Origin of the sequence: Acinetobacter suaedae (genome assembly GCF_008630915.1) — a bacterium.
Lineage (GTDB): Bacteria > Pseudomonadota > Gammaproteobacteria > Pseudomonadales > Moraxellaceae > Acinetobacter > Acinetobacter suaedae.
The window spans coordinates 1,109,627-1,133,899 of record NZ_CP043909.1; the positions used below are offsets into that span (position 1 = coordinate 1,109,627).

General features: G+C 39.0%; 22 protein-coding genes and 1 tRNA gene. 17 read left to right on the plus strand and 6 right to left on the minus strand.

Annotated elements, in window-relative coordinates:
* Positions 1–111: 111 nt before the first annotated feature.
* The 5 genes from F2A31_RS05170 (at position 112) to F2A31_RS05190 (ending at position 5,484) form a co-directional block, all read left to right on the plus strand.
* Entirely contained in the window at positions 112–1,563 is a 1,452-nt protein-coding gene (locus tag F2A31_RS05170) for a capsule assembly Wzi family protein (RefSeq protein WP_150025484.1), read from the plus strand.
* 328 nt (positions 1,564–1,891) lie between these two features.
* Positions 1,892–2,800, plus strand: coding sequence for a sulfate adenylyltransferase subunit CysD (gene cysD, locus F2A31_RS05175; protein ID WP_005089695.1), 909 nt, complete (start codon positions 1,892–1,894; stop codon positions 2,798–2,800).
* Positions 2,801–2,845: 45 nt separating this feature from the next.
* Positions 2,846–4,459: a sulfate adenylyltransferase subunit CysN gene (gene cysN, locus F2A31_RS05180; RefSeq protein ID WP_150025485.1), complete on the plus strand. Its 1,614-nt coding sequence runs from the start codon at positions 2,846–2,848 to the stop codon at positions 4,457–4,459.
* 197 nt (positions 4,460–4,656) lie between these two features.
* On the plus strand, positions 4,657–5,172 hold the full coding sequence (locus F2A31_RS05185) for a hypothetical protein (protein WP_004639959.1): 516 nt from the start codon (positions 4,657–4,659) through the stop codon (positions 5,170–5,172).
* Between the two features lie 48 nt (positions 5,173–5,220).
* On the plus strand, positions 5,221–5,484 hold the full coding sequence (locus tag F2A31_RS05190) for a ribosomal protein L7/L12 (protein WP_004639957.1): 264 nt from the start codon (positions 5,221–5,223) through the stop codon (positions 5,482–5,484).
* A 36-nt stretch (positions 5,485–5,520) separates the two neighbouring features.
* Here the strand turns inward: F2A31_RS05190 and F2A31_RS05195 are convergent, their stop codons facing one another.
* Together F2A31_RS05195 and F2A31_RS05200 are read right to left on the minus strand one after the other, a co-directional pair.
* Complete coding sequence (locus tag F2A31_RS05195; protein WP_150025486.1) at positions 5,521–6,849, minus strand: hemolysin family protein; 1,329 nt, start codon at positions 6,847–6,849, stop codon at positions 5,521–5,523.
* Between the two features lie 105 nt (positions 6,850–6,954).
* Entirely contained in the window at positions 6,955–7,944 is a 990-nt protein-coding gene (locus F2A31_RS05200; protein ID WP_005084639.1) for a LysR family transcriptional regulator, read from the minus strand.
* Positions 7,945–8,485: 541 nt separating this feature from the next.
* On the opposite strand from F2A31_RS05200, the gene F2A31_RS05205 reads away from it, so the two are divergent.
* On the plus strand, positions 8,486–10,087 hold the full coding sequence (locus F2A31_RS05205; RefSeq protein ID WP_150025487.1) for an isocitrate lyase: 1,602 nt from the start codon (positions 8,486–8,488) through the stop codon (positions 10,085–10,087).
* 95 nt (positions 10,088–10,182) lie between these two features.
* On the opposite strand, the gene F2A31_RS05210 is transcribed toward F2A31_RS05205, so the two are convergent.
* From F2A31_RS05210 to cysS, 3 genes are all read right to left on the minus strand, one after another.
* Entirely contained in the window at positions 10,183–10,650 is a 468-nt protein-coding gene (locus F2A31_RS05210) for a copper resistance protein NlpE (protein WP_150025488.1), read from the minus strand.
* Positions 10,651–10,878: 228 nt separating this feature from the next.
* Positions 10,879–10,954 (minus strand) — tRNA-Gly (locus F2A31_RS05215).
* Positions 10,955–11,017: 63 nt separating this feature from the next.
* On the minus strand, positions 11,018–12,439 hold the full coding sequence (gene cysS / locus F2A31_RS05220; RefSeq protein WP_150025489.1) for a cysteine--tRNA ligase: 1,422 nt from the start codon (positions 12,437–12,439) through the stop codon (positions 11,018–11,020).
* 276 nt (positions 12,440–12,715) lie between these two features.
* Here cysS and F2A31_RS05225 point away from each other — a divergent pair, with 276 nt between their 5' ends.
* The 11 genes from F2A31_RS05225 (at position 12,716) to F2A31_RS05275 (ending at position 23,414) form a co-directional block, all read left to right on the plus strand.
* Positions 12,716–13,693: a KpsF/GutQ family sugar-phosphate isomerase gene (locus tag F2A31_RS05225; protein ID WP_004639948.1), complete on the plus strand. Its 978-nt coding sequence runs from the start codon at positions 12,716–12,718 to the stop codon at positions 13,691–13,693.
* Positions 13,694–13,696: 3 nt separating this feature from the next.
* The gene (locus F2A31_RS05230; protein ID WP_150025490.1) at positions 13,697–14,236 is read left to right on the plus strand and encodes a KdsC family phosphatase; all 540 of its coding nucleotides are present in this window, start codon (positions 13,697–13,699) and stop codon (positions 14,234–14,236) included.
* 44 nt (positions 14,237–14,280) lie between these two features.
* Positions 14,281–14,829, plus strand: coding sequence for an LPS export ABC transporter periplasmic protein LptC (lptC, locus tag F2A31_RS05235; protein ID WP_150025491.1), 549 nt, complete (start codon positions 14,281–14,283; stop codon positions 14,827–14,829).
* Complete coding sequence (gene lptA, locus F2A31_RS05240) at positions 14,813–15,361, plus strand: lipopolysaccharide transport periplasmic protein LptA (protein WP_150025492.1); 549 nt, start codon at positions 14,813–14,815, stop codon at positions 15,359–15,361. Before lptC ends, lptA begins: the two co-directional genes overlap by 17 nt.
* The gene (gene lptB / locus F2A31_RS05245; protein ID WP_150025493.1) at positions 15,361–16,107 is read left to right on the plus strand and encodes an LPS export ABC transporter ATP-binding protein; all 747 of its coding nucleotides are present in this window, start codon (positions 15,361–15,363) and stop codon (positions 16,105–16,107) included. The genes lptA and lptB overlap by 1 nt, the downstream gene beginning before the upstream one ends.
* Before the next feature lie 192 nt (positions 16,108–16,299).
* Positions 16,300–17,832, plus strand: coding sequence for a TolC family outer membrane protein (locus tag F2A31_RS05250; protein WP_150025494.1), 1,533 nt, complete (start codon positions 16,300–16,302; stop codon positions 17,830–17,832).
* The gene (locus F2A31_RS05255; RefSeq protein WP_150025495.1) at positions 17,829–19,952 is read left to right on the plus strand and encodes a type I secretion system permease/ATPase; all 2,124 of its coding nucleotides are present in this window, start codon (positions 17,829–17,831) and stop codon (positions 19,950–19,952) included. The genes F2A31_RS05250 and F2A31_RS05255 overlap by 4 nt, the downstream gene beginning before the upstream one ends.
* 12 nt (positions 19,953–19,964) lie before the next feature.
* On the plus strand, positions 19,965–21,155 hold the full coding sequence (locus tag F2A31_RS05260) for an HlyD family efflux transporter periplasmic adaptor subunit (protein WP_150025496.1): 1,191 nt from the start codon (positions 19,965–19,967) through the stop codon (positions 21,153–21,155).
* A gap of 93 nt (positions 21,156–21,248) precedes the next feature.
* On the plus strand, positions 21,249–21,848 hold the full coding sequence (locus tag F2A31_RS05265) for an IMPACT family protein (protein ID WP_150025497.1): 600 nt from the start codon (positions 21,249–21,251) through the stop codon (positions 21,846–21,848).
* Positions 21,841–22,455, plus strand: a complete 615-nt coding sequence (locus F2A31_RS05270; protein WP_125316988.1) for an acyltransferase — start codon at positions 21,841–21,843, stop codon at positions 22,453–22,455. Before F2A31_RS05265 ends, F2A31_RS05270 begins: the two co-directional genes overlap by 8 nt.
* Positions 22,456–22,571: 116 nt before the next feature.
* A complete protein-coding gene (locus F2A31_RS05275) occupies positions 22,572–23,414 on the plus strand; it encodes a universal stress protein (RefSeq protein ID WP_150025498.1) in 843 nt (280 codons plus the stop codon).
* A 119-nt stretch (positions 23,415–23,533) separates the two neighbouring features.
* On the opposite strand, the gene F2A31_RS05280 is transcribed toward F2A31_RS05275, so the two are convergent.
* Positions 23,534–24,202, minus strand: a complete 669-nt coding sequence (locus F2A31_RS05280; RefSeq protein ID WP_150027676.1) for an O-methyltransferase — start codon at positions 24,200–24,202, stop codon at positions 23,534–23,536.
* Between the last annotated feature and the right edge of the window lie 71 nt (positions 24,203–24,273).

Genomic DNA, 24,273 nt, shown 5'->3' on the forward strand with positions numbered 1-24,273 from the left:
GTCTTTTTTTGCATTCTACGTTAAGAAATGTAATTGTTCAGTTTGGTGATTGAAAACAACCTGTAAAAAAACGATGATGTGCTCATAAATAAATTTGAGAACAGTCTGGATATGTTTTTAAAAAAATCGCTCTATGTCGCATTATTTGCTTCTCTCGCTTCTACAACATTTGCACAAGGTATTGTGTTAAATGATGAAAACTTACGTACGGACTTGAATTGGTTAAACCAACAAGGTGTGATTCAGATCAGTACTTCAACTTGGCCAATGAGTGGAGATGAGATTAAACGCGCTTTATCACAAGCTCAAGTAACCAATAAAGCACAACAGAAAGTTATCGATTCTGTTGTGCATGCGCTTGCTGCTGACAATGCAACTGCTAAAGTTGGATTGCATGCGGGTACTGATCTTAAAACTGTGCCTCAAGCTTTTGGTGATAGTCAAAAGTCCCAATACCAAGCTGCTTTAGAGTTCAATGCAGGAGGTGAAAACTGGGATGCAAAAATCAGAGTGAATGGCGAAAAAGATCCTTTGATTGACAATGGAGATGATGTCAATGTTGAGGGATCATATATTGCAGGAAAGCTTTGGAATCAATGGATAATTGCTGGTCAAATTCCTACGTATTGGGGGCCAGGACATGATGGTAGCTTGATTCGTGGTGATGCCAGCCGTCCAGTTTACGGTGTTACGGTTCAACGTGCAGTACAAAATGCATTTGAAACAAAATGGTTGTCTTGGATTGGGCCATGGCAATATCAGGCCTTTGCAGGGCAATTAGATGACTATGAGGCAATTCCAGATACAAAGCTAATCGGTCTTCGATTCACAGCGCGTCCGTTCCAAGCTCTGGAAATTGGTGCTTCACGTGCAATCCAATGGGGTGGGGATGGGCGTCCTGAGAGCTTTAGTTCTTTATGGGATGCAATGTTAGGAACGAGAGATAACGGTGGTCGAGGTAAACCAGATCCTGCCAATCAGATTGCAGGCTTTGATGCTCGTTTGTTCTTACAACCGTTATGGGATGTGCCAATTAGCTTGTATACCCAATTTGTTGGCGAAGATGAAGCTGGTGGTTTACCTGCAAAATATCTGTATCTAGGTGGTGCTGATTTCTCATCAAGCTATAAAAATATGCCGTACCAGTTATATGCAGAATGGGCGGATACGCGTACTAATGGAGAGGCAAAAGGCATTTCCTATAATCATCATATTTACAGAGATGGCTACTACCAACATGGTTTCCCCTTAGGGCATGCTATGGGGGGGGATGGACAAATGTATTCCGTTGGTGGAGATATTCGTTTTGATACGATGAATCGTTTAAGTGGACGAGTGATGTATGCAAACGTTAGCCAAACACAGCGTGTAGAGTTAAATAATGCAGCATTCCCTAAATCAGATAAGATCAAAGGTTTAGATATCACTTGGACTCATTATGTCAAACCAACCATCCCATTAAAAGTAAATGGTTGGGTGAGTGACTCTGATGTGAATGGTAGTGATGGTGGTGTTTCTGTTGGTGTAGAAATCCCATTAGAGAAAAATATGTTCCGTTTCTAAACATAATTGATTGCTAAAAAAGAAGCCTACATAGGCTTCTTTTTGTATGGGGTAAATCATGTGAATTGGAGAATATTTTTGGGATTTTATTATTCTCCACATATCACAATTTTGCATATTTATATGAAAAAACAAGCTAAAGAACTCATTCTAAATTATTATAATGAATAAACTTTGCTAGCGGATGAAAAAGTCTGGTTAGTAAGCATATTGATATCATGAAAAATTGGAGTTGTTATGGCACTCGTTCCTCCACACGGTCTTCCAAGTGGTGGTGTAAAACCACTTATAGATTTTATGGGTAACATGGATAAGGAGGTAAGTGTACATGACTGAGAATAGATTAACGCACCTCAAGCAACTTGAGGCTGAAAGTATTCATATCATTCGTGAAGTTGCGGCTGAATTTGAAAATCCTGTGATGCTTTACTCGATTGGTAAAGACTCAGCAGTGATGTTACATCTTGCACTTAAAGCATTTTATCCTGCGAAACTTCCATTTCCACTGTTACATGTGGATACGGGGTGGAAGTTTAAAGATATGATTGCGTTTCGCGATAATATGGCGAAAACACATGGTTTTGATCTGATCGTTCATCAAAATGTTGAAGGACGTGAGGCAGGTATCAATCCATTTGATCATGGTAGTTCTAAATATACAGACATCATGAAAACGCAAGGATTAAAACAAGCATTAGATAAATATCAGTTTGATGCTGCTTTTGGCGGTGCACGTCGAGATGAAGAGAAATCACGTGCAAAAGAGCGTGTTTATTCATTCCGTGATACGAAGCATCGCTGGGATCCGAAAAACCAACGTCCAGAGCTTTGGAATCTTTACAATGGTAAAGTGAACAAAGGTGAGAGTATTCGTGTATTCCCATTATCTAACTGGACTGAATTAGATATTTGGCAATATATCTACTTAGAAAATATTCAAATTGTTCCTCTTTATTTCTCTGCTGTACGTCCAGTGGTAGAGCGCAGTGGCACACTTATCATGGTGGATGATGAGCGTATGCGTTTGAAAGAAGGTGAAGTCCCACAAATGAAATCGGTACGTTTCCGTACATTAGGCTGTTATCCATTAACGGGTGCAGTTGAGTCTGAGGCGGATACATTACCTGAAATTATCCAAGAGATGCTTTTAGCGACGAGTTCTGAGCGTCAAGGTCGTATGATTGACCATGATGAAGCTGGCTCGATGGAAAAGAAAAAGCAGGAAGGTTACTTCTAATTTCGTTTAGGAAATCCGATTTCAAATTTTGTGGAGTTTTGAGCAATGTCTCATCAATCAGATCTTATTAGTCAAGATATCTTGGCCTACCTAAAACAGCATGAAAATAAAGACCTCCTGCGCTTTTTAACGTGTGGTAACGTCGATGATGGTAAATCGACACTCATTGGTCGTTTGCTTTACGATTCAAAATTGATTTATGAGGATCAACTGCAAGCGGTTACACGTGATAGTAAAAAAGTGGGTACGACAGGAGAGGCGCCTGATTTAGCACTGCTTGTAGATGGTCTACAAGCAGAGCGTGAGCAAGGTATTACCATCGATGTAGCGTATCGTTATTTCTCGACTGAGAAACGTAAATTCATTATCGCAGATACACCGGGACATGAACAATATACCCGCAACATGGCTACAGGTGCTTCAACTGCTGACCTTGCGATTATCTTGATCGATGCGCGTTATGGTGTTCAAACACAGACGCGTCGTCATACATTTATTGCAAGTTTACTCGGTATTAAAAATATCGTTGTTGCGATTAATAAGATGGATCTGGTGGAGTTTTCAGCAGTACGCTTTAATGAAATTCAGGTTGAATACGATGCCTTTGTGAGCCAGCTAGGTAATCGCCGTCCAGAAAATATTGTATTCGTTCCTATCTCTGCCCTGAATGGCGATAACGTTGTAAATCCATCTGCAAATACGCCTTGGTATAAAGGGCAAACGCTAATGGATATTCTTGAGTCAGTGGAAATCAAACGTGAATCCAATAAACATGAATTCCGTTTCCCTGTTCAATATGTGAATCGTCCAAATCTTGATTTCCGTGGTTTTGCCGGCACGATCGCACTGGGTGAGATTAATGTTGGTGATGAAATTGTTGCACTTCCATCAGGGAAGAAATCAACAGTTAAAGAGATTGTGACTTTTGATGGCAATCTTGAAAAAGCAGGCGCTGGTCAAGCTGTTACCTTAACATTAAATGATGAAATTGATATTTCACGCGGTAATGTATTGGTCCGTACGGGTGAGCAACCGTTAATTTCTCGTAGTGTTCGTGCATCAGTGGTTTGGATGACTGAGCATCCTTTGGTTAAAGGTAAGCTTTACAACGTCAAAATCGGCACTCAAACTGTTCCGGCGAAAGTTACGGAAATTAACTTCCGTGTCAATGTGAATACACTTGAGCATAGTCAGGTTGAAGAGCTTGAGTTGAATGCAATTGCTGACGTTGTAATTGAGTTTGATGCGCCAGTAGTATTTGACCAATATCAGGACAGTCGTTACACAGGTTCATTTATCTTTATTGACCGTTTAAGCAACGTCACTGTTGGTGCAGGCATGGTTGAGGCAGCTGTTGAATGGAAGGCTCATAGCAATCCTGTGACTGCAGAAGATCGTGCGGCGCGTTTAGGTCAAAAACCTGCGGTGATTGGCGTTTCAGCAGAGTTGATTGGGCAGGCTCAAGCTATAGAAAGCCTACTAATCCAACAAGGTATCGTGGCAATTGCTAAAGCAAATTTAACTGCTGATCAAATTAATCTATTACGTGAAACAGGTGTGGTGGTGATTACTACGACTGTTGACGATACGGATACCGACATTACAGCTGAAACTGCTGAAGAAGCTGCTGACCAAATCGTGGAGTTGGTGCGTTTGTAATTGATTTAGTTGGTTTAACAGAGCTCACCATGTAGGTGGGCTTTGTTGTTTTTGATATTCAGTTGGCGATGAAGAAATTAATAAAATAGATCAAATACGTAAGGGATTTATTTTAGAAAGAAGTTGGCCTTTTAATTTTCTTTTAAGGCTGCTTTTATGAGACAATATCAATTCATATTTTTTGTATTTGGACTCCCATGACTGAGCAATCTCCTGAATCTTTAAGCGATATCGAAATTTTAGACATTTTACAGTCTATGAAAAAAGATGAGCTAGATGTTGAAGCCAAAGAGATCATTCGTAATGGGGGGAAAGCAGGTCGCCAAGAAGCGCACAAACTGGCTTTGGTTGCATTAAATACAAGCTTTGAAGAAAAATTTGTTGAAGCTGTTACTTTAGCTTTAGGTTTAAATGCAGGTCAGGCTAAAAAAATTCGTTATAAGAAAGATCGTATCCGAATTTTAAAAGTACGTGGTATTGATTATCTCGCAATTGACGGAGCAGAAACGGCACAAGTATTGGCTCAAATTGCACAAGCAATCACACGAGAAGACGCAATCGTTACCGAAGGTTTGCATAATATTTTCCCATTTTGGAAAGAAGGCTGGCCAATGGTTCAATTTGATAATGCTTATAAAATTTTGGCTGAAGATATATTGATTCATTACCAAGCCACTTTAGATGAGTTAATCTCGCTATATGGCGGGAATTAACATACGACGATAAGTGATTCATTTAAAATAACAAGGATTGTTAACTTTATGAACTTACCTCATAAAATTCCGCCAGAAGCGCTGCAAATGCTGCGCGATGGGCAATTAATACACGCGATTAAGATCACTCGTGAGCAAACTGGACTGGGGTTAAAAGAATCCAAAGATCTTATTGATCAATATCTAAATGATCATCCCCAAGAACAAACTAGAATTCAGGAACAATTAACTCAGCGTAGTCGAAGTGGATTAAAAGTTTTTGTTGTGATTTTTCTGATACTGGTCATTTTGATTTGGTTTGTAATGCAATAACACAGCAAGCTTGGAGAAAGCTTGCTGTGCAAATGATTATTCTTCTTTTATTGGGAGATTGTCATTCTCTTGGTTTGAGAGAATTTGCGTGACAAGCAGCTGGTCAATTTTGTAATGGTCAATGTCAACGACTTCAAATTTAAAGCCTGCATATTCGACCGCATCTGCAGGGCGAGGGATTTTACGAAGACGGTACATAATAAAGCCTGCGATCGTTTCATAGTTCTCGTTTTCGGGAAACTCCTCTATCTCTAAGACATGTTTCACATCTTCGATTGGTGTGCTTCCATCGATTAACCACGAATGGTTATCGCGCTTAATAATTTGCTGGTCTTCCTCCATAGGTGTAACCCAATCACCCATGACGGTAATCATGATATCGCTGAGCGTAATAACACCCACAACCAATGCATATTCATTGATAACGACTGCAAACTTTTCTTTAGTCGAGCGGAAACGATCAAGTAGCTCAGAAAGAGTGAGTGTATCTGGAATAATCAGAACATTACGAATCGTTGATTCATTTAACTGAAGTAAGGATTGATTGTTTAAAATACGAACAAGAATGTCTTTAGTATCAACATAACCAATGACTTGATCAATGTGTTCATTACATACTAAAAATTTTGAATAAGGGTATTCTGCTAATTTTTGGCGAATACTGCTCTCATTTTCTTTGAGTGTAAAGTACACAACATTTTCACGTGTGGTCATACTCGAGGGTACAGTACGTTCTTCGAGTTCAAATACATTTTCAATGAAATGATGTTCTTGCTTTTGTAAAACGCCTGCTTGAGCACCTGCATCCATGACAGCAGAGATATCATCGAAAGTGATATTGTCATCACGTGTGGTATTCACTTTAAATAATCTAAACAATAGGTTCGCAATCGCATTAATACCCCAAGCTAAAGGCTTACAAATTTTGATGAAAATTTGTATAGGGTCAATCACGCTAATTGCAATTTTTTCTGGAGCAATCATTGCCAAGCGTTTTGGCATTAGGTCGGCAAATAAAATAAATAGTGAGGTTACAAAGGTGAAAGAAAGTGCAAAACCTATGGTTTCTAACCATGCACCTGTATAAAAACGACCAATCAAATCTACGAAAAAAGGACGAAAAGCGGCTTCACCTAAAATACCACCTAAAATAGCAACCGCATTTAATCCAATTTGAGAGGCAGCAAAAAAGTCTGCGGATTGCTCTTGTAGATCTAGTACTTTTTGAGCGCGATGTTCACCTGATTCAGCTAAAATTTTAAGTTTAACTTTTCGTGCACCTGCAAGTGCAATTTCAGTGAGGGATAAAAAACCAGCTGCAATAATCAGCATTGCGATGATAATGATATTTTGAACGAGACTCACACGTCACCTGAATTTGAATCATTATTATATTAATGTTTTAACATAAAAAAGTTGTCAAGTTAATCTTTAGATTAACTCGACATTGTTCATCTTTTATCGTTAATTTTAGTACTGTGAAAATTGAGAGTTATTTAATAAAAACTCTCGGTTTTCTTCCTCAATCATTTGGCGAGCTACAAATAAAATCAGCTGTCTTAACCAACGATGAGCTGGATGATGATGAAGTAAAGGACACCATGCCATTTTTAATTCAAACTCAGGAATATAAAATGGAGGATCTTTTATAACCAATCTTGGGTTTTGTGTTTGAAGCTGGGCCATGCGTGTCGGTAAGGTTGCAATCAAATCTACATTTTGTGCTAAGAGTGCAGGCATTTGATAATGTCGTGTAAAGACAGAAATCTTACGACGCTGCCCAATTCGTTCTAGCGCTTGATCAATCCAACCTAAACCTGCTTGTTTGTCGGGATTGACACCAAAACCAACGCCCATACCTGTTTTTGAAACCCAGATATGTTGTGCATCTAAATAACTTTTAAGATTTAAGTGCTGAACGGCAGGGTGCTTATCATTTAAAATACAGCTAAAACTATCACGCCATACCAAGACTTGGTGAAAACTTTGTGGAATTTCATTGAAGCGATTAATCGCTAAATCAACTTTACCTTGTTCCATGTCACGATAGGACACATCACTTGGGGTTAAAAAGTCGAGTACTACGTTTGGTGCTTCTGAACGTAATGCTTTAACTAAACGCGGAACTAAAGTCGCCTCAGCATAATCGGATGTCATGATGCGGAATACGCGATTACTCGTATATGGGCGAAACTCTGTTCGAGGCTCAAGAATCATGGAGAGATCAGAAAGTGCATCACGAATACGAGGTTGTAATTCCAGTGCGCGTTCTGTTGGTGTCATTCCCTCAGAAGATCGAATCAAGAGAGGATCATTAAATAAATTACGCAATCGACGTAAAATATTACTCATAGCTGGCTGAGTGACACCAAGCTGCTCAGCTGCACGGGTGACATTTTTTTCACGAAGAAGTACGTCAAGATAAATTAATAAATTAAGATCGACTCGCTCCAGATTCATAAAAAAAATACCGAAAATAAAATCCTTGAATTGTGATGAATTATGACATATCTGAACTCATTTGTGTAACTTAATACTACAAAAAGCAACAGCCAAATCTTAAAGGATAAATAACTTAAGGAGTTGGACTGAATACTGATGACATCAGATATCTTGAGTGATGTATTTGTGTCCAGTCTTATTATAGAAATGGAGGGGAAACTCAGCACCAATTCAGCATGTTTTGTATAATTATTCGCTTGGATATCGTACTAAGAATCTTTTGAAATAAAAAAATATAGCGAAAATTTAGCTAAAAAACCATGATTTTGTATTTTTGAAATTAATTTAAAAACAATGGTTTATTTTGTATTTTTTTAGGGTGTTGAAAAATGCCTCCTCATATATTTTTTAAGAAAATACCGAAAATTAAGCTAGAATATTGGATTAATCCCTTGGCAAAGACTAAGCTGTGTTCATATTGATGCATTGCTCGAAATCTCGCCGACATTAGAAGCATGATTTTCAGCGTCCAATCGATGCCAATCCCTTAAAGGAAAATATCATGACATATCAATCAGCTTTAGAGCACGTTCGTGCCGTTAAAGAAAAATTAGGTGGCACATGGGGTGCGATTCGCCCAGAAGATGCTGCTCGTATGATGGTTCAAAACCGTTTCCATACTGGTTTAGACATCGCTAAATATACAGCTGCTATCATGCGTAAAGATATGGCTGAATACGACGCTGATAATAGCAAATATACTCAATCATTAGGTTGCTGGCATGGTTTCATTGCGCAACAAAAAATGATTGCGAACAAAAAATACTTCGGTACTACAAACAAACGTTACATCTACCTTTCTGGTTGGATGGTTGCTGCTCTTCGTTCAGAATTTGGTCCGCTTCCTGACCAATCTATGCACGAAAAAACTTCTGTGCCTAAACTAATCGCAGAAATCTACACATTCTTACGTCAAGCTGATGCGAAAGAATTAAACGATTTATTCCGTGCTTTACAAAAAGCTGAAGCTGCTGGTGATTCTGCTAAAGCTACTGAAATCATTTCTCAAATCGATAACTTCGAATCTCACGTTGTGCCAATCATCGCTGATATCGATGCTGGTTTTGGTAACGAAGAAGCGACTTATTTGTTAACTAAACAAATGATCGAAGCGGGTGCTTGTGCAATCCAAATCGAAAACCAAGTTTCTGACGCTAAACAATGTGGTCACCAAGCTGGTAAAGTAACTGTTCCACACGAAGACTTCTTAGCTAAAATCAATGCTGTTCGCTACGCGTTCCTTGAGCTTGGTGTTGATGAAGGTGTTATCGTTGCACGTACTGACTCTGAAGGCGCTGACTTAACTCAAAAGATCCCTGTATCTAAAGAGAAAGGCGACTTAGCTTCTCAATACATCAGCTACTTAGACACTAAAGAAATCGATATTTCTGAAGCTTCTGATGACGAAATCTTGATCAAGCGTGATGGCAAATTACATCGTCCAACTCGTTTAGCTTCTGGCTTATACCAGTTCCGTGAAGGTACTCAACACGACCGCGTTGTACTTGACTGTGTAACTAGCTTACAAAACGGCGCTGACATGATCTGGATCGAAACTCCAACTCCAGACGTTGCCGGTATCGCTGGTTTCGTAAACGACATCAAAAAACAAGTTCCAAATGCAAAACTTGTTTATAACAACTCTCCATCGTTCAACTGGACGTTAAACTTCCGTCAACAAGCTTACGATCGTTGGGTTGCTGAAGGTAAAGACGTTTCTGCTTACGACCGTGCTAAATTGATGAGCGCTGAGTACGACAACTCTGAATTAGCTGCTGATGCTGATGAAAAGATCCGTACTTTCCAAGCTGATGCTGCACGTGAAGCAGGTGTATTCCATCACTTGATCACTCTTCCTACTTACCACACAGCAGCTCTTTCTACTCATGAGCTTGCTAAAGGTTACTTCGGTGAAGAAGGTATGTTGGCTTATGTTGCTGGCGTACAACGTAAAGAAATCCGCGGTGGTATCGCATGTGTTAAACACCAAGCAATGGCTGGTTCAGACATCGGTGATGATCACAAAGAAATCTTTGCTGGTGAAAATGCACTTAAAGCTGGTGATGCTAGCAAAAACACTATGAACCAATTCGGTGGCTAATCGCTTCTGATTGATTCAAAAAAACCCTGCTTATGCAGGGTTTTTTTGTTGTTAAAAGAAATTTAATATTTTGTCGAAAGGCTGGATATTCAGTGTTATTCAGCTTCTTTCTTTAGTTCGTATTTATCAGCTAAATCGCCAGTGATTTCTTTGCCCTCAATATCAAGTGCTTTCAAATAACCTTCTGCAACGAAGTATTTACGACCATCACCTGCTTGATCTAGTTCGATAATTGAGGTGTTAGCACTATTGAATGTAAAGTTACCTTTGCTTTCAAATGGCTTACCATCGCCTTTACCAAGATAGGTTTCTTTCAATTCGTAGGTTTTATCTGAGTTTAACTCAAGCTCTGTTTCTATCCCTTCACAATCAGCGCAAGGTAATATGCCTTTGTAGGTGCCATTCCAGTCTAAAGAGTTTTCTGCAGTATGTGCATTATCCACTGCAATAGCTTCGCTAGCAGCAGTAACTGGTGTTTGCTCCTCATTTTTTGTGTTGTCGTTTTTGCTACATGCAACTAAGAAAACAGAAGCGAGAGATAGAGCTATAATTGATTTTTTCATTTTAAATTGAACCTTATAACGAGAAATACCCGTGTCCTAAGTTATGGGCTTTTAACGTGAAAGGGTAGTTGGAGAATGTAAGTTTATTTAACCTTTGGTAAATATTCGATATTTTAATTTTTCAAATTGCTGTTGTTAAATTGGGTCGCTTTGATCGAGTGTTAATATTTTTTTAATTCGTTTCTAATAAAAAAAGCCCTAATCCATAGATTAGGGCTTTTTGAATTTTGGAGCGGGAAACGAGACTCGAACTCGCGACCCCAACCTTGGCAAGGTTATGCTCTACCAACTGAGCTATTCCCGCAATATGGTCGCATTATAGAGAGTTTCATAAAACTGTCAACTCTCTATAATGCTAAGTGTTGAATTAATCAGCACGTCGCCAGATTGTTCCTTGACGTGTATCTTCTAAAACAATCCCTTGATCTAATAAGGCTTGGCGAATACCATCAGCTTTAGCAAAGTCTTTTGCTTTTTTTGCGTCTACGCGTTGTTGAATCAAATCCTCAATATCTGCATCAGAAAGGGCAAGGGCATCTTGACCAATGTCTGATTTAAGGAAGTCATCCACATTATGTTGAACTAGACCAAGAATATGGGTTAAGTGACGTAGAGTTGAATAAAGAACAGTTGCTTGTTCAGCTTGTTCTTCTTTCACAGCACGATTTAGCTCTTTATTCAGTTCAAATAGAACAGCCATTGCTTCTGCAGTGTTGAAATCATCACACATTGCATTATTAAAGCGTTCAACAAAATTTTGTTCTAAAGCTTCAACCGTTTTTTGACCATATACTTGTTGATAGGCTTTAAATGAATGATAGAAACGGCTTAACGCAGTTTTGGCTTCTTTTAATGCAACGTCAGAGAAATTGACTGGGCTACGGTAATGTGACGAAACAATAAAGTAACGGATTACTTCAGGATGGAATTTTTCCATCACATCACGAATCGTAAAGAAGTTGCCTAATGATTTAGACATTTTCTCACCATCGACGTTGATAAAACCAACGTGCATCCAATAGTTTACATATTGTTCGTCAGTTGTTGCTTCACTTTGTGCAATTTCATTTTCATGATGAGGGAACATTAAATCTGAGCCGCCACCATGAATATCAAAATGATTGCCTAAGCAGCATGTAGACATTGCAGAGCATTCAATATGCCAACCTGGACGACCATTCCCCCAAGGTGATGCCCAAGCAGGTTCATTTTCCTTTGCGTGTTTCCAGAGTACAAAGTCAAATGGGTGTTTTTTGTCGACTTCGACGTCAACTCGTTCTGAAGCACCTGCTTGCATATCTTCAAGTTTACGGCCAGATAAACGACCATATTTTTCAAATTTACTTACTTCAAAATATACATCGCCATTGCTTGCAGGGTAGGCAGCACCTTTATCTACTAAAGTGCTGATCATGTTTTGCATTTGATCGATATATTCTGTTGCTTTTGGTGCTTCATCAGGTGCGACACAGCCCAAGTTTGCAGCATCTTCATTCATTGCATCAATGAAACGTGCGGTGAGTTGTTGAATACTTTCACCATTTTCGTTTGCACGAGCAATGATTTTGTCGTCAATATCGGTGATATTACGAATATAACGTACTTTCCAGCCTTGGCTACGTAAGAAACGTATAATGTAGTCAAATGCAACCATAACGCGAGCATGTCCAATATGACAGTAATCGTATACGGTCATACCACAGACATAGATATCGATTTGACCTTCTTTACGTGGGACAAATTCAACTTTTTTACGTTGCTCAGAGTTATATAAAACAAAAGGTTGCATAAGGGTTTTCAAACACTCTACAAAATTAGCGTTACATCATAACGTATGCATCATTTTTCATAAAGTTGTCTAGAGAAAAAAGATTAGTTTGACGGTGAGGAGTAGATTGATCTTTTACGATTGTTCGTTTTGAGAAAAGATGTCTCTCCATTTTCCTTGAAAACTTATACATTTGGAAACGTGTATAACTTACAGTTGTGCTAGAATCTCCACAATTCTTTCGATTAAAATCATCCATCATCAAGTGGATAGAGTATTACTTTGAGTCAGACTCACATGTCACAAGCTATAAATTTTCAGAAAAGTGCATTGGAAACTTTGCGTATTGAACAACAAGCAATCGAAGTGCTTGCAACTCAAGTCGATGAACGTTTTGATCGTGCTTGTGAAATTCTATTGCAATGTTCAGGGCGTGTCGTTGTCACAGGTATGGGAAAATCAGGTCATATCGGACGTAAAATGGCAGCGACATTCGCATCTACAGGTACGCCATCATTTTTCATGCATCCAGGCGAAGCTGGTCATGGTGATCTTGGTATGTTGGTACGTGGTGATGTACTGATCGCGATTTCAAACTCTGGAAAGAGTGATGAAATTATGATGCTCATGCCATTGATCAAGCATCTAGGTGTACCTTTAATTACGATCAGTCGTGATGATAAAGGGCCAATGCCACAAAATGCGGATGTTGCCTTAACTTTAGGTGCGGCAGATGAGGCTTGTCCTTTAGGTTTGGCCCCGACCTCAAGTACCACGGCTACATTGGTCTTGGGTGATGCCTTAGCTGTTGCATTACTAGAGGCTCGTGGCTTTACCGCTGATGATTTTGCACGTTCACATCCTGCAGGTGCTTTGGGTAAACGATTGTTGTTACATGTAAAGCATTTAATGCATACAGGCGCTGAATTACCAAAAGTAAAACCAGACACACCGATGAATAAAGTGTTATACGAAATTTCTGATAAACGTTTAGGTTTGACTACCATCGTAGATGATCAAGATATTTTGTTAGGTATTTTTACTGATGGTGACTTACGTCGGATGATTGATCGACAACAGGGCTTTGATGTGACTGCTGCCGTATCGGATGTGATGACGGAAAATCCACTTACAATTTCTCAAGAAGCTCGTGCAGTAGAAGCCTTGGAAAAAATGCATGAGAAGAAAATTAACCAATTCGTTGTTGTTGATGATGCTAAAAAAGTGATTGGTGTTATTAGTATGCACGATCTTATTGAAGCTGGAGTAAATTAAGCCATGGCATCGTATGCTTTACAAGAACAAGCACGTCATTTACAAGCCTTAGTGCTAGATGTGGATGGGATCTTAAGCGATGGCTTTGTGACATTGACTAATTCAGGTGATGAAATTAAATCATTCGATATTCGTGATGGTTTAGGGATGAAATTAGTCCAGAAGGCTGGTATGAGAGTTATTATCATTACTGGTCGTAAGAGTAATATTGTTGAAAAACGAATGTCTGACCTCGGTGTTGACTTAGTTTTTCAAGGTCGTGAAGATAAAGGTGTTGCGCTTAGAGAGGCATGTGCTCAGTTTAATATTCTCCCTGAAGATTGTTTATATATGGGAGATGATTGGCCTGATTTATCTGCATTTTCAATCTCTGGTATGTGTGTCACAGTGCCAAATGGCCATGAAGAAGTACGTCGTCGTGCGCACCTCGTCACTCAGGCGATGGGTGGTCGTGGAGCGGTACGAGAAGTATGCGATATGTTATTGACGGCAAAAGGCGTTTACCAAGAACTGCTTGAAAAATATCTTGCTGTGCCACATTAATACAAGTATAGAGTTCATATGCTCAAGGTTAGGTAACCCTGTTTATGGATACCAAAGTTTTATATGTTATCGCTATAGCCGTTGCGAGTGTCAGCGGCGGTTTTTATTACTTTAGCGGTAAAGCGAAAAAGTTAGATGTCGATGCTGCTAAGAATATGACTTATTCAGCACATGGTGTTCATTTAACTCAAACAGATGAGCAAGGGAACTTGTATGTTCGTGCTGAAATTAAGCAATTACAGCAAGATATGCAGCAAAAAACCTCTCAGATTGATCAACTGAGCGCAGTTATGTACAAGCAAGGGAAAGCGGATGCGACTTTTTCGGCTCGACAGGCGAATGGTTATGATGATAACCGTAAAATCGTATTGGCAGGAGATGTCATCGTAACTAATCTATCTGATCAAGGTAACATGGAGTTTCGTACGGATGAAATTACAGGTTATCCAAAAACTAGAGAATTAGAGACACAACATCAGGTCATTGTTCAATCTCCATCATCTGAGTTTGTCAGTCAAGGTTTAAAGGCAAATTTGAATGATGGTCAATATGAGTTTTTTAAAGTTCGAGGAAAGTATGCGCCAAACTCTTAATTTAAATGATCGTTTTACTTTCTTAAAGCAATTCACATGCATAGCAGTCATTGCTTTGTCTTCTGCATCAAGTTTTGCTTTGCCTTCAGATCGTAATCAACAATTGACGTTGGTTGCAGATCGCGCAACTTATAATGATAAAACAGGTATTACCACGTATACAGGTAATGTCGTGATTGAACAGGGAACGATGAAGTTACAAGCGGATTCGATTGTTGCGACTTTAAATAGCAAGAGAGAAATCCAGACCATTACTGCCAAAGGACAACCAGCAAAGTTTCAACAGCAAATTGATTCAAATCGGGGTTTAGCCCGAGGTGAGGCTCAACAAATTGTTTATAATGCTGATACAGGTATTCTTACTTTGACAGGTCGCGCCTACTTGTATCAGGATGGCTCAAGTATTCGTGGTGATAGCCTGAAATACAGTATGAATAAAGGTGATGTTGAAGCTCAAGGGTCGTCCTCTAATCGAGTACAAATTATTATCCCTCCATCAAGTTCAAAAAGTTTTCCAGGGGCGCGTGATTAATGGAACAATCGTTGCAACAACCACAAACCTTATGTATTAAGCATTTAGCAAAAAACTATAGCAAACGCTGGGTGGTTAAAGATGTTTCTTTTACCATGCAAAGTGGGCAAATTGTGGGCTTATTAGGTCCGAATGGTGCAGGCAAGACGACAAGCTTTTATATGGTTGTAGGGCTTGTTCGTATGGATAAAGGTGAGATTCATTTAGATGATCTTGATTTATCCGATCTTGCAATGCATGAACGTGCTCGTAAGGGAATTGGTTATTTGCCACAGGAAGCTTCAATCTTTAGAAAGCTCACGATTGCCGAAAATATTATGGCAATTTTGGAAACACGGAAAGATTTAAACAAGCAGCAACGCCAGCAACGTTTAAATGAGCTTTTAAATGATTTTAAAATTAATCATATTAAAGATTCATTAGGTATGAGTGTGTCAGGTGGTGAACGCCGCCGTGCTGAAATTGCGCGCGCATTGGCTGCTGATCCGAAATTTATGCTATTGGATGAACCATTTGCAGGTGTAGATCCGATTTCTGTTGGCGATATTAAAGATATTATTCAAACCCTTAAAGATAGAGGGATTGGTGTATTAATCACTGATCATAATGTCCGTGAAACGTTGGCGATTTGTGAGAAAGCTTATATTGTCAGTGAGGGGGCTGTGATTGCCGAAGGAACCCCGCAAGAAATCTTGGATAATGAACAAGTACGTAAAGTTTATCTGGGCGACGATTTTATGGTCTGAGTAAAATTGTTGTAACTTTAAAAAAGAACCGATTAGGTTCTTTTTTTATAAAAACATGATCTATAAAAGTGTGAACTAATTTACAAAAAATAAACATTTATAACTGGCTGAATTTGCATCTAAAACGTGGTGTTTTCTACAAAAATAAGAGTAGAATGAGGATGCTTTAGGCGATAATTACATGAAAAGAATATGAGTATTAATAAAGATATAGATGAGGGAACACGTAAAACATGTATGGATATTAAGTGGCTATTTTGTATAGCAACTTTGTCTATGTCAGTTACGCATGCCTCTACACCGAGTGAACAGTACCATTCTTTAAAAAACAATTTATCTCAATTGTTTTCACCTAAGAGTAATGATGAGTTTAAAACGGCGAATATGCAGAAGTTGAGTAACTTCTCTGTTAACTCGACTGTGGCTGAATTGCCCGTCGTTGGATCTGGACGTCCAATTGAGACATCGGCACCTGCAGCCGTATGGCAGAATCAAAACAGAACGTTAAAAGATGCAATACAAATTGCAGTGCAGCGTAATCCTGAAATTTCACAAACGTTGGCAACGCTTGCTGCTCAAAATGCAAATATTGACGTCGCCAAAGCTGGCTACTATCCCCAAATATCTGGTGGTGTGAATACGGGTGATTTGACTCGAAAAGGTGAAAGAGGTCGGCAAATATTAGCTTTGAATGCGACCCAGATGTTATATGACTTTGGTAAAGTCAAATCTGGCGTTTCTACAGAAGAAGCAAAGCTTATGCTGGAGCAGGCTAATGTATTGGTCAAAGTTGATGATATTTCATTAGATGTTGCACAGACCATTATTAATATTCAACGTCAACAGAAACTGATTAGGATTGCAAATCAGCAGATTGCTGGGATTAAACGTATTCAAGAAATGGCAAATTTACGTGCCAATGCGGGTATTAGTAGCCAGGCTGATCCTGTACAAGCCCAATCTTATGTGCAATCAGCTCAGTCAGCATTGATTGCACAACAATCGTTACTTAGTCAATATCAACAGCACTTGTATACTTTGTTAGGTTTTGATGCGCGTAATGTGCAATGGGCAATTACAGATGATTTTATTAAGCAATCAGATTTATATGTAGAGCCTGCATTTAATACGATTCCACAAATGATTGCTGCTCAAGCAAGTATTGAAGTTGCAAAAAATCAAAAGAAACAAACTCAAGTCAGTAATTATCCAACGTTATCAGTGAAGGGCGAGGTCAGCCAAGCATTGCATGGACGAAATCCGAATAACGATAAGAGAGGTGGTTTTGATAGTGCAATTATGTTGGAGGCAAGTAGCCAATTCTATCAAGGCGGTGCCACTACTTCGAGACTACGTGCTGCAAGTTTTGCAGAGGAAGCAGCCAAAGCACAAGTAAATGCGGTATATTTAAGAGTATTGGATCAGATCAGAACCAGTCGAGAACAAATTGAAAATAAGCAACGTCAAATGCAAGTCTTAGCTGGACAACAAGCTACGACTGTACGGACTAAAGAGCTTTATCAAGAACAATATAAACTGGGAACTCGTACACTTGTCGATTTATTAAATGCTGAACAAGCTATTCATAGCGCAAATTCAGAAGTAGAAATGGCTCGTTATGATATTTATAGCAGCATCGCCCAATATATTGCCGCCACTGGCCGTTCTCGCCAAGCCTATGACCTGAATAATATAAAAATTCAAGGTTTTGAGGTGCAACCATGATGACAAAAATAGATTACCAACCTTGGTTACAGGCGATATTAACCATTGCGAAGCACTATCGAATTGAACCATCAGAAGAGCGTGTTCGTTTGCAATTGGATTGGAATCAAAATCAAAATCTTGATGAAGTTTTGACTTTGATTGGTCGCCAAGTTGGTTTAAGTATTCGACGGGTAAAGTTTAGCAATGATGTTATCAACCCTTGGCGTTTGCCAATTCTGGTTGAGTTAGCAGATGGTCAAGTTGGTGTAATTGACAAAGCAGATGGCTCAGGGCATGTCAGTATTCAACTGAGTGGTGATCAAGGATTAGCACAAAAGTTTGCAGTAGGTGCATTAAAACATATTGTTAAAAATGTATTTATTTTACGACCAGAAAAATCAGTTCCAGATGCCCGTATTGATGAATATATTAAGCCATATGAGCCCAGTTGGTTTTGGTCAATTGTTTTAAGTGATTGGAAACGCTATATCGATATTATGTTTGCGTCCATGATTGCGAACGTATTAGCTTTAGCTACGATCGTGTTTTCGATGCAAGTTTATGACCGTGTGGTTCCATCCCAGTCGATACCAACACTTTGGGTATTGGCTGGTGGTGTGTTGATTGCAGCGATTTTTGAGTTTGTACTTCGTATTTCACGGGTGTATATCTCTGATATTATTGGGAAGCGTGCAGATCTGCGGATATCGGATCGTGTCTTTGGTCATGCACTTAGAATCAAAAATAGTGAACGTTCTAAATCCACGGGTACCTTTATTTCCCAAATTCGAGAGTTAGAGGGCGTCCGCGAGTTAGTGACTTCAACAACTTTGGGTGCAATCGCTGATCTTCCATTCTTTTTCTTATTCTTATTTATCTTCGCAATCATTGGTGGAAACTTATTCTGGGTGATGCTGGCGATTGTTCCTTTAATGATTTTACCTGGGATCTTAGTGCAGAAAAAACTAGCAAAACTTGCACAAGAAGGTATGCGTGAATCTTCAATTCGTAACGCAATTTTAGTTGAGGCCGTACAGGGAATTGAAGATATTAAACTGTTACGTGCTGAATCTCGTTTCCAAAATCAATGGAATCATATGAATGAAGTTTCTGCAGATATTAGTATGCAGCAACGTAAAATTGTAGGGGTTCTTACGGCGTGGACACAAAAACTGCAAGGGCTTACCTATGCGATTGTGGTTCTCGTTGGATGTTTCGCGGTAATGGAAGGTGAAATGACCACAGGTGCATTGGTCGCATGTTCTATTTTGTCATCGCGTATGTTGGCACCTATTTCTCAAATTACAGGCATATTGGGACGTTTGCAGCAAGCTAAAGTTGCTAAACAAAGTTTGGATGAGTTGATGCAGCGTCCAGTAGATCAGGCAGATCATGCGCATCTTGTACATAAAGAAGTATTACACGGTGACTACGAACTTAAAAATGTAGTGTTCCAATATGGCGAGGATGATCCTCGACCAAGTTTAATGATCCAGCATTTAAAAATTCGTGCAGGTGAGCGTATTGCGATCTTGGGTCGAAATGGTGCCGGTAAGTCGACTTTATTGCAAATCTTGTCTGCGATGCAGATGCCAAACTCAGGTTCAGTACATCTTGATGAGTTAGATATTAGCTTGATTGATCCTGCTGATGTGCGTCGTGATATGGGATTATTAAATCAAAATGCGCATTTATTCTACGGTACGATCCGTGAAAACCTGACCTTGGGTGCTCCATTAGCACGTGATGAGGATATTTTAAAAGCTCTAAAAGTTACAGGCGCATTAAGTTTTGTGCATGAAAAGAAAGAAGGATTGGACCATTTAGTTTTAGAAGGTGGAGTTGGTTTTTCAGGCGGACAACGACAAGCATTATTATTGGCACGTTTGCTTATTCGCCAGCCGAATATTTTATTACTGGATGAACCGACAGCAGCGATTGATGATGTCGCAGAAAAACAATTGATTGATCATTTAAGAAGCTGGTTGGGTTACCGTACTTTAATTGTTGCAACGCATCGACGTGCGGTACTGGAGTTAGTTGACCGTATTATTGTCATGAATGATGGGAAAATCGTCATGGATGGGCCAGCAGATAAAGTATTACAACAATCAGCTGTAAAACAAAAAACAGTGTAAAGAGGAAAATTCATGAGTGATCAAGAACAAACTAGCAGTCGTCCCATGAATGTGACTTATAAAGAACCAAAATTACCGAGTTCATCTATCATTGTATGGTTAATTGGGATTGGTTTAGTGGTACTGCTCGTTTGGGCATGGCTATTTAGTTTAGAAGAAGTCTCTACAGGTACAGGTAAAGTTATTCCATCTTCAAAAGAGCAGATTATTCAGTCACTTGAAGGAGGGATTTTAACTAAACTTGATGTTAAGGAAGGGGATATTGTTGAAAGTGGACAAATCTTAGCGCAGTTAGATCCAACTCGTTTTGCTTCAAATGTTGGTGAATCACAGTCTTTGCTTATGTCAGCTATGGCAACAGCAGCACGTTTACGTGCAGAAGTGAACGGTACAGCACTCACTTTCCCAGAAGAGGTGCTAAAAGAACCAAAACTGGTGAAAGAGGAAACAGCACTTTATTATTCACGTCGTGCAAATTTAGAAGAATCTATTTCTGGTAATCAACAAGCGCTGAAATTGGTACAGCAAGAGTTGGCAATGACAGAACCACTAGTGGCTAAAGGTGCAGCAAGTGAAGTTGAAGTACTTCGATTAAGACGTGAAGCCAATGACTTACAGAATAGAATTAATGACATTCGAAACCAATACTATGTGAAAGCACGAGAGGAGCTATCAAAAGCCAATACTGATATTCAAACACAGCAACAAGTTGTCAAAGGTCGAACCGATAGCTTGCAGCGTGCAGTTTTTAGAGCACCTGTTCGCGGTATTGTAAAAGAAATTGATGTGACTACTTTAGGTGGAGTCGTACCACAAAATGGTAAGTTAATGACCATTGTTCCTTTAGAAGATAAGTTGCTGATTGAAGCTCGTATTTCCCCTCGAGATATTGCCTTTATTCGTCCTAACCAAGAGGCCTTGGTTAAAATTACAGCTTATGATTATGCCATTTATGGTGGTCTAGAAGGTAAAGTAACGGTAATCTCACCAGATACAATACGTGATGAAGTGAAACAAGACCAATTCTACTATCGCGTTTATATTCGTACCGATTCTGATCGTTTATATAATAAAGCAGGTAAAGAATTTAGTATCACACCAGGTATGGTTGCTACCGTTGATATTCGTACTGGGCAAAAAACGGTATTGGATTATCTGTTGAAACCATTTAATAAAGCGAAAGAAGCATTACGTGAACGTTAATCTTCTTTTTGTATCTAAAACCTCGCTTAGGCGAGGTTTTTTATTTGCAGTAGAAGCAGTTATAATCACATTTTAAGTTTGTATCTTAGTTTTATGCCTTTCACCATTGCCTCTTCGGTAACTTTTGAAGAAGAAATTAAAAAAAGTCGTTTTCAAGCGATTGCTGCAATTGTTGAAAATGAGCAGCAAGTTAAAAAATTTTTGGAAGAAAATAAGGATCTGTCTACGACGCATCAATGTTGGGCATGGAAGATCGGGCACAATGTTCGATTCAATGATGATGGAGAACCTTCTGGTACAGCGGGACGGCCAATTCTTGCGACGATTGAAGGAAACGATTTGACCAATGTGATCGTATTGGTAAATCGCTGGTATGGTGGTATTAAACTCGGTACGGGAGGGTTAGTTCGTGCTTATGGCGGTTGTGCTGGTCAATGCTTGATGCTAGCCGAAAAAATTGAGCTGATTCAGAAAAAGCAGATTCGATTTTCTTGTTGGTTTAATGAATGGGCAATCCTTCAATATGAATTAACGCAACAACAGATTGACTATCAGGAAAGTTATAATGAAACGGGTGTATTGGTTGAAGCACGTTTGCAGATTCATCAAATTGATGCTTTAAAAAGTAAGCTTCAGGATATTACGCGTGGACGTGAGCAATTAAAAATAATAGAAGAACAACGTGATGAATGATCCTTTACTAAAATATAGAGAGCAACATAAGCAACGCTTAAATTATATGCCTTGGTTGTATTGGTCATTGAAACCAAAGCATCGTGAATGGGCTGAGGTATGGCAAGCTGAATATCAAGCTTATTTGATGGAGATGGAAACGGTTGAAATCGGGAAGAACTGTTTTATTTCCCCTTTAGCTCATATTTTTGCTGAACCAGGAAGGAAAATCAGTATCGGTGATAATACTTTTATTGCGGCAGATTGTACTCTACATGGTCCATTAGAGATCGGTAATGAAGTGGCGATCAATCACCACTGTATCTTGGATGGGGGGCGTGCCGGAATTAAATTACATGATCAAGTTAGAATCGCAGCTTATAGTCATTTATATGCATTTGATCACGGTATGGAAATGGATCGAGCCATTTATCAGCAACCGGTTACGTCGAAGGGAATTGAGGTTGGTCGAGATGTATGGTTGGGTGCACACGTTGGAATTAAAGATGGAATAAAAATAGGTCATCATGCGGTGATTGGAATGAATAGCATGGTCACTAAAGATGTTGCTGATTTTGCGATTATGGCAGGGAATCCAGCGAAATTAATTCGCTATCGGACTGAATAAAAAGCATTAAAAATCTTGTGAGATTCGATACATAAATTTAACCCATCATGCTTTTTTCTGTGTTAAGTTAAAAATAAGTAAAAGACCTAAGGTGCTAAACCTAAAGAGAGGCGAACATGAAGCGCGTAATTGCATGTATTGATTCTTCACCCTGTATCGATGCTGTTGCTGAGGCCGCGGTATGGGTTGCGAAGCAAACGCAAAGGGAATTAGTGCTGTTGCAAATCTTGGATTATTATCCTGCAAGCTATCATTTAGGTGAAATCAGCGGTGTTATTGGTTTTGAGAGCAACGCAATGCTGCTCAAAGAGCTGGCTGAATTAGAGCAGAAACAAAGCGAATTAGCGCTGGATTATAGTAATAACTTACTGAATCATATTTCTGATTTGATTGAAAAACAGTATGGTATAACCAGTAGTAAGATTCAAGAAAAGGGGGATTTCCTTGAACAAAGCTTTAACCTACTGAATGAAAATGATGTTGTAATTATTGGGCGTGTTGGGGAACGTGCGGCTGAGAAGAATAAACCGATCGGAAGCAATGTTGAAAATTTTATCCGAGGTGCAAATTGTACCGTGATCACGGTGGGTGAACATTTTGAACCCCCAAGACGCTTCATTTTTGCTTATGAATATTCACCAACTTGCCAAAAAATGTTGCAACGCATTGCACAGAGTGATTTATTAAAAAAACTGCAATGTCATTTGCTCTATGTCGGTGATCATCCTGAAATGTTGGTTGAGCCTGAGAAATACTTAACTGATGCAGGTTTAGAAGTTATGTCAATCTATCGTTATGGCGATGTTGCTCAAAATATTTTGGAATATCAACGAGAACATAACATACAGTTAATCGTATTAGGTGCGTTTAGCCATAGTAAAATCCATCAGTTTTTCTTGGGTAGTATTACGACAACGATTTTCCGTAATGCTAATGTTCCCTTACTTGTCGCTAAGTGATTCATTTTACTCCATATAGTTATCCGCAAATACTGTGGATAACTATATGGAAAAGCACTTTGGATAAAGATAATTTGTTGATATTTAATAATTAAATTAAATAGGTTGTTTTTTAATCTCTATTTTACGATAGCAATAGCAAAGCCATCATGCCCTTTAGAGCCAACTGTTTGTAATGCTGTACATGATAAAAGTTTCGGGTGATTTTTGAGTGCGGAAAAGGTTCCACGAATACCTTCAATACTTGGTTTTTTATTGTTTTCATCCAAGATGTCACCGGCACGAATCACATTATCGAGAACAAGTATCGTACCTGAATGGGCTAACTGTAAGCTAAGTTCTAAATATTCAGGATAGCTTTGTTTATCTGCATCGATAAAAATGAGGTCAAAAGGTTCACTATTCTCAGCGATGAGTTGATTCATCACATCAGCGCCGCGCCCTTTTTTAAGCTCGATATTGGTAGGCATATTGGCAAAATCGATATTTTCTTGCGCAATAATTACATGAGTGTCTCGACCTTCAACTGTTAATAAATAACCATCTTTAGGTAAAGCTTTCGCTAACCAAATCGTACTATATGCCGCAAAAGTCCCAAGTTCTAACACCCGTTTACACTGATTCATTTGAATCAACATTTGTAAAAACATACCTTGATTAGGTGCAACAGCCAAATGATTAGAGAATCCTTGTGTATCCGTATTATCTAATGCGTGTTGAAGTTTTGGATTTGTGGGAATTAAATGCGAATTGATATAGTCATCAATGTCAGTCCACAACTGTTGCATAATCAATGTTACCTTTGAATCTGTTAACTGCATTTTAAACATTTATCTTCAGAGTGCAATTTGATTGCTGA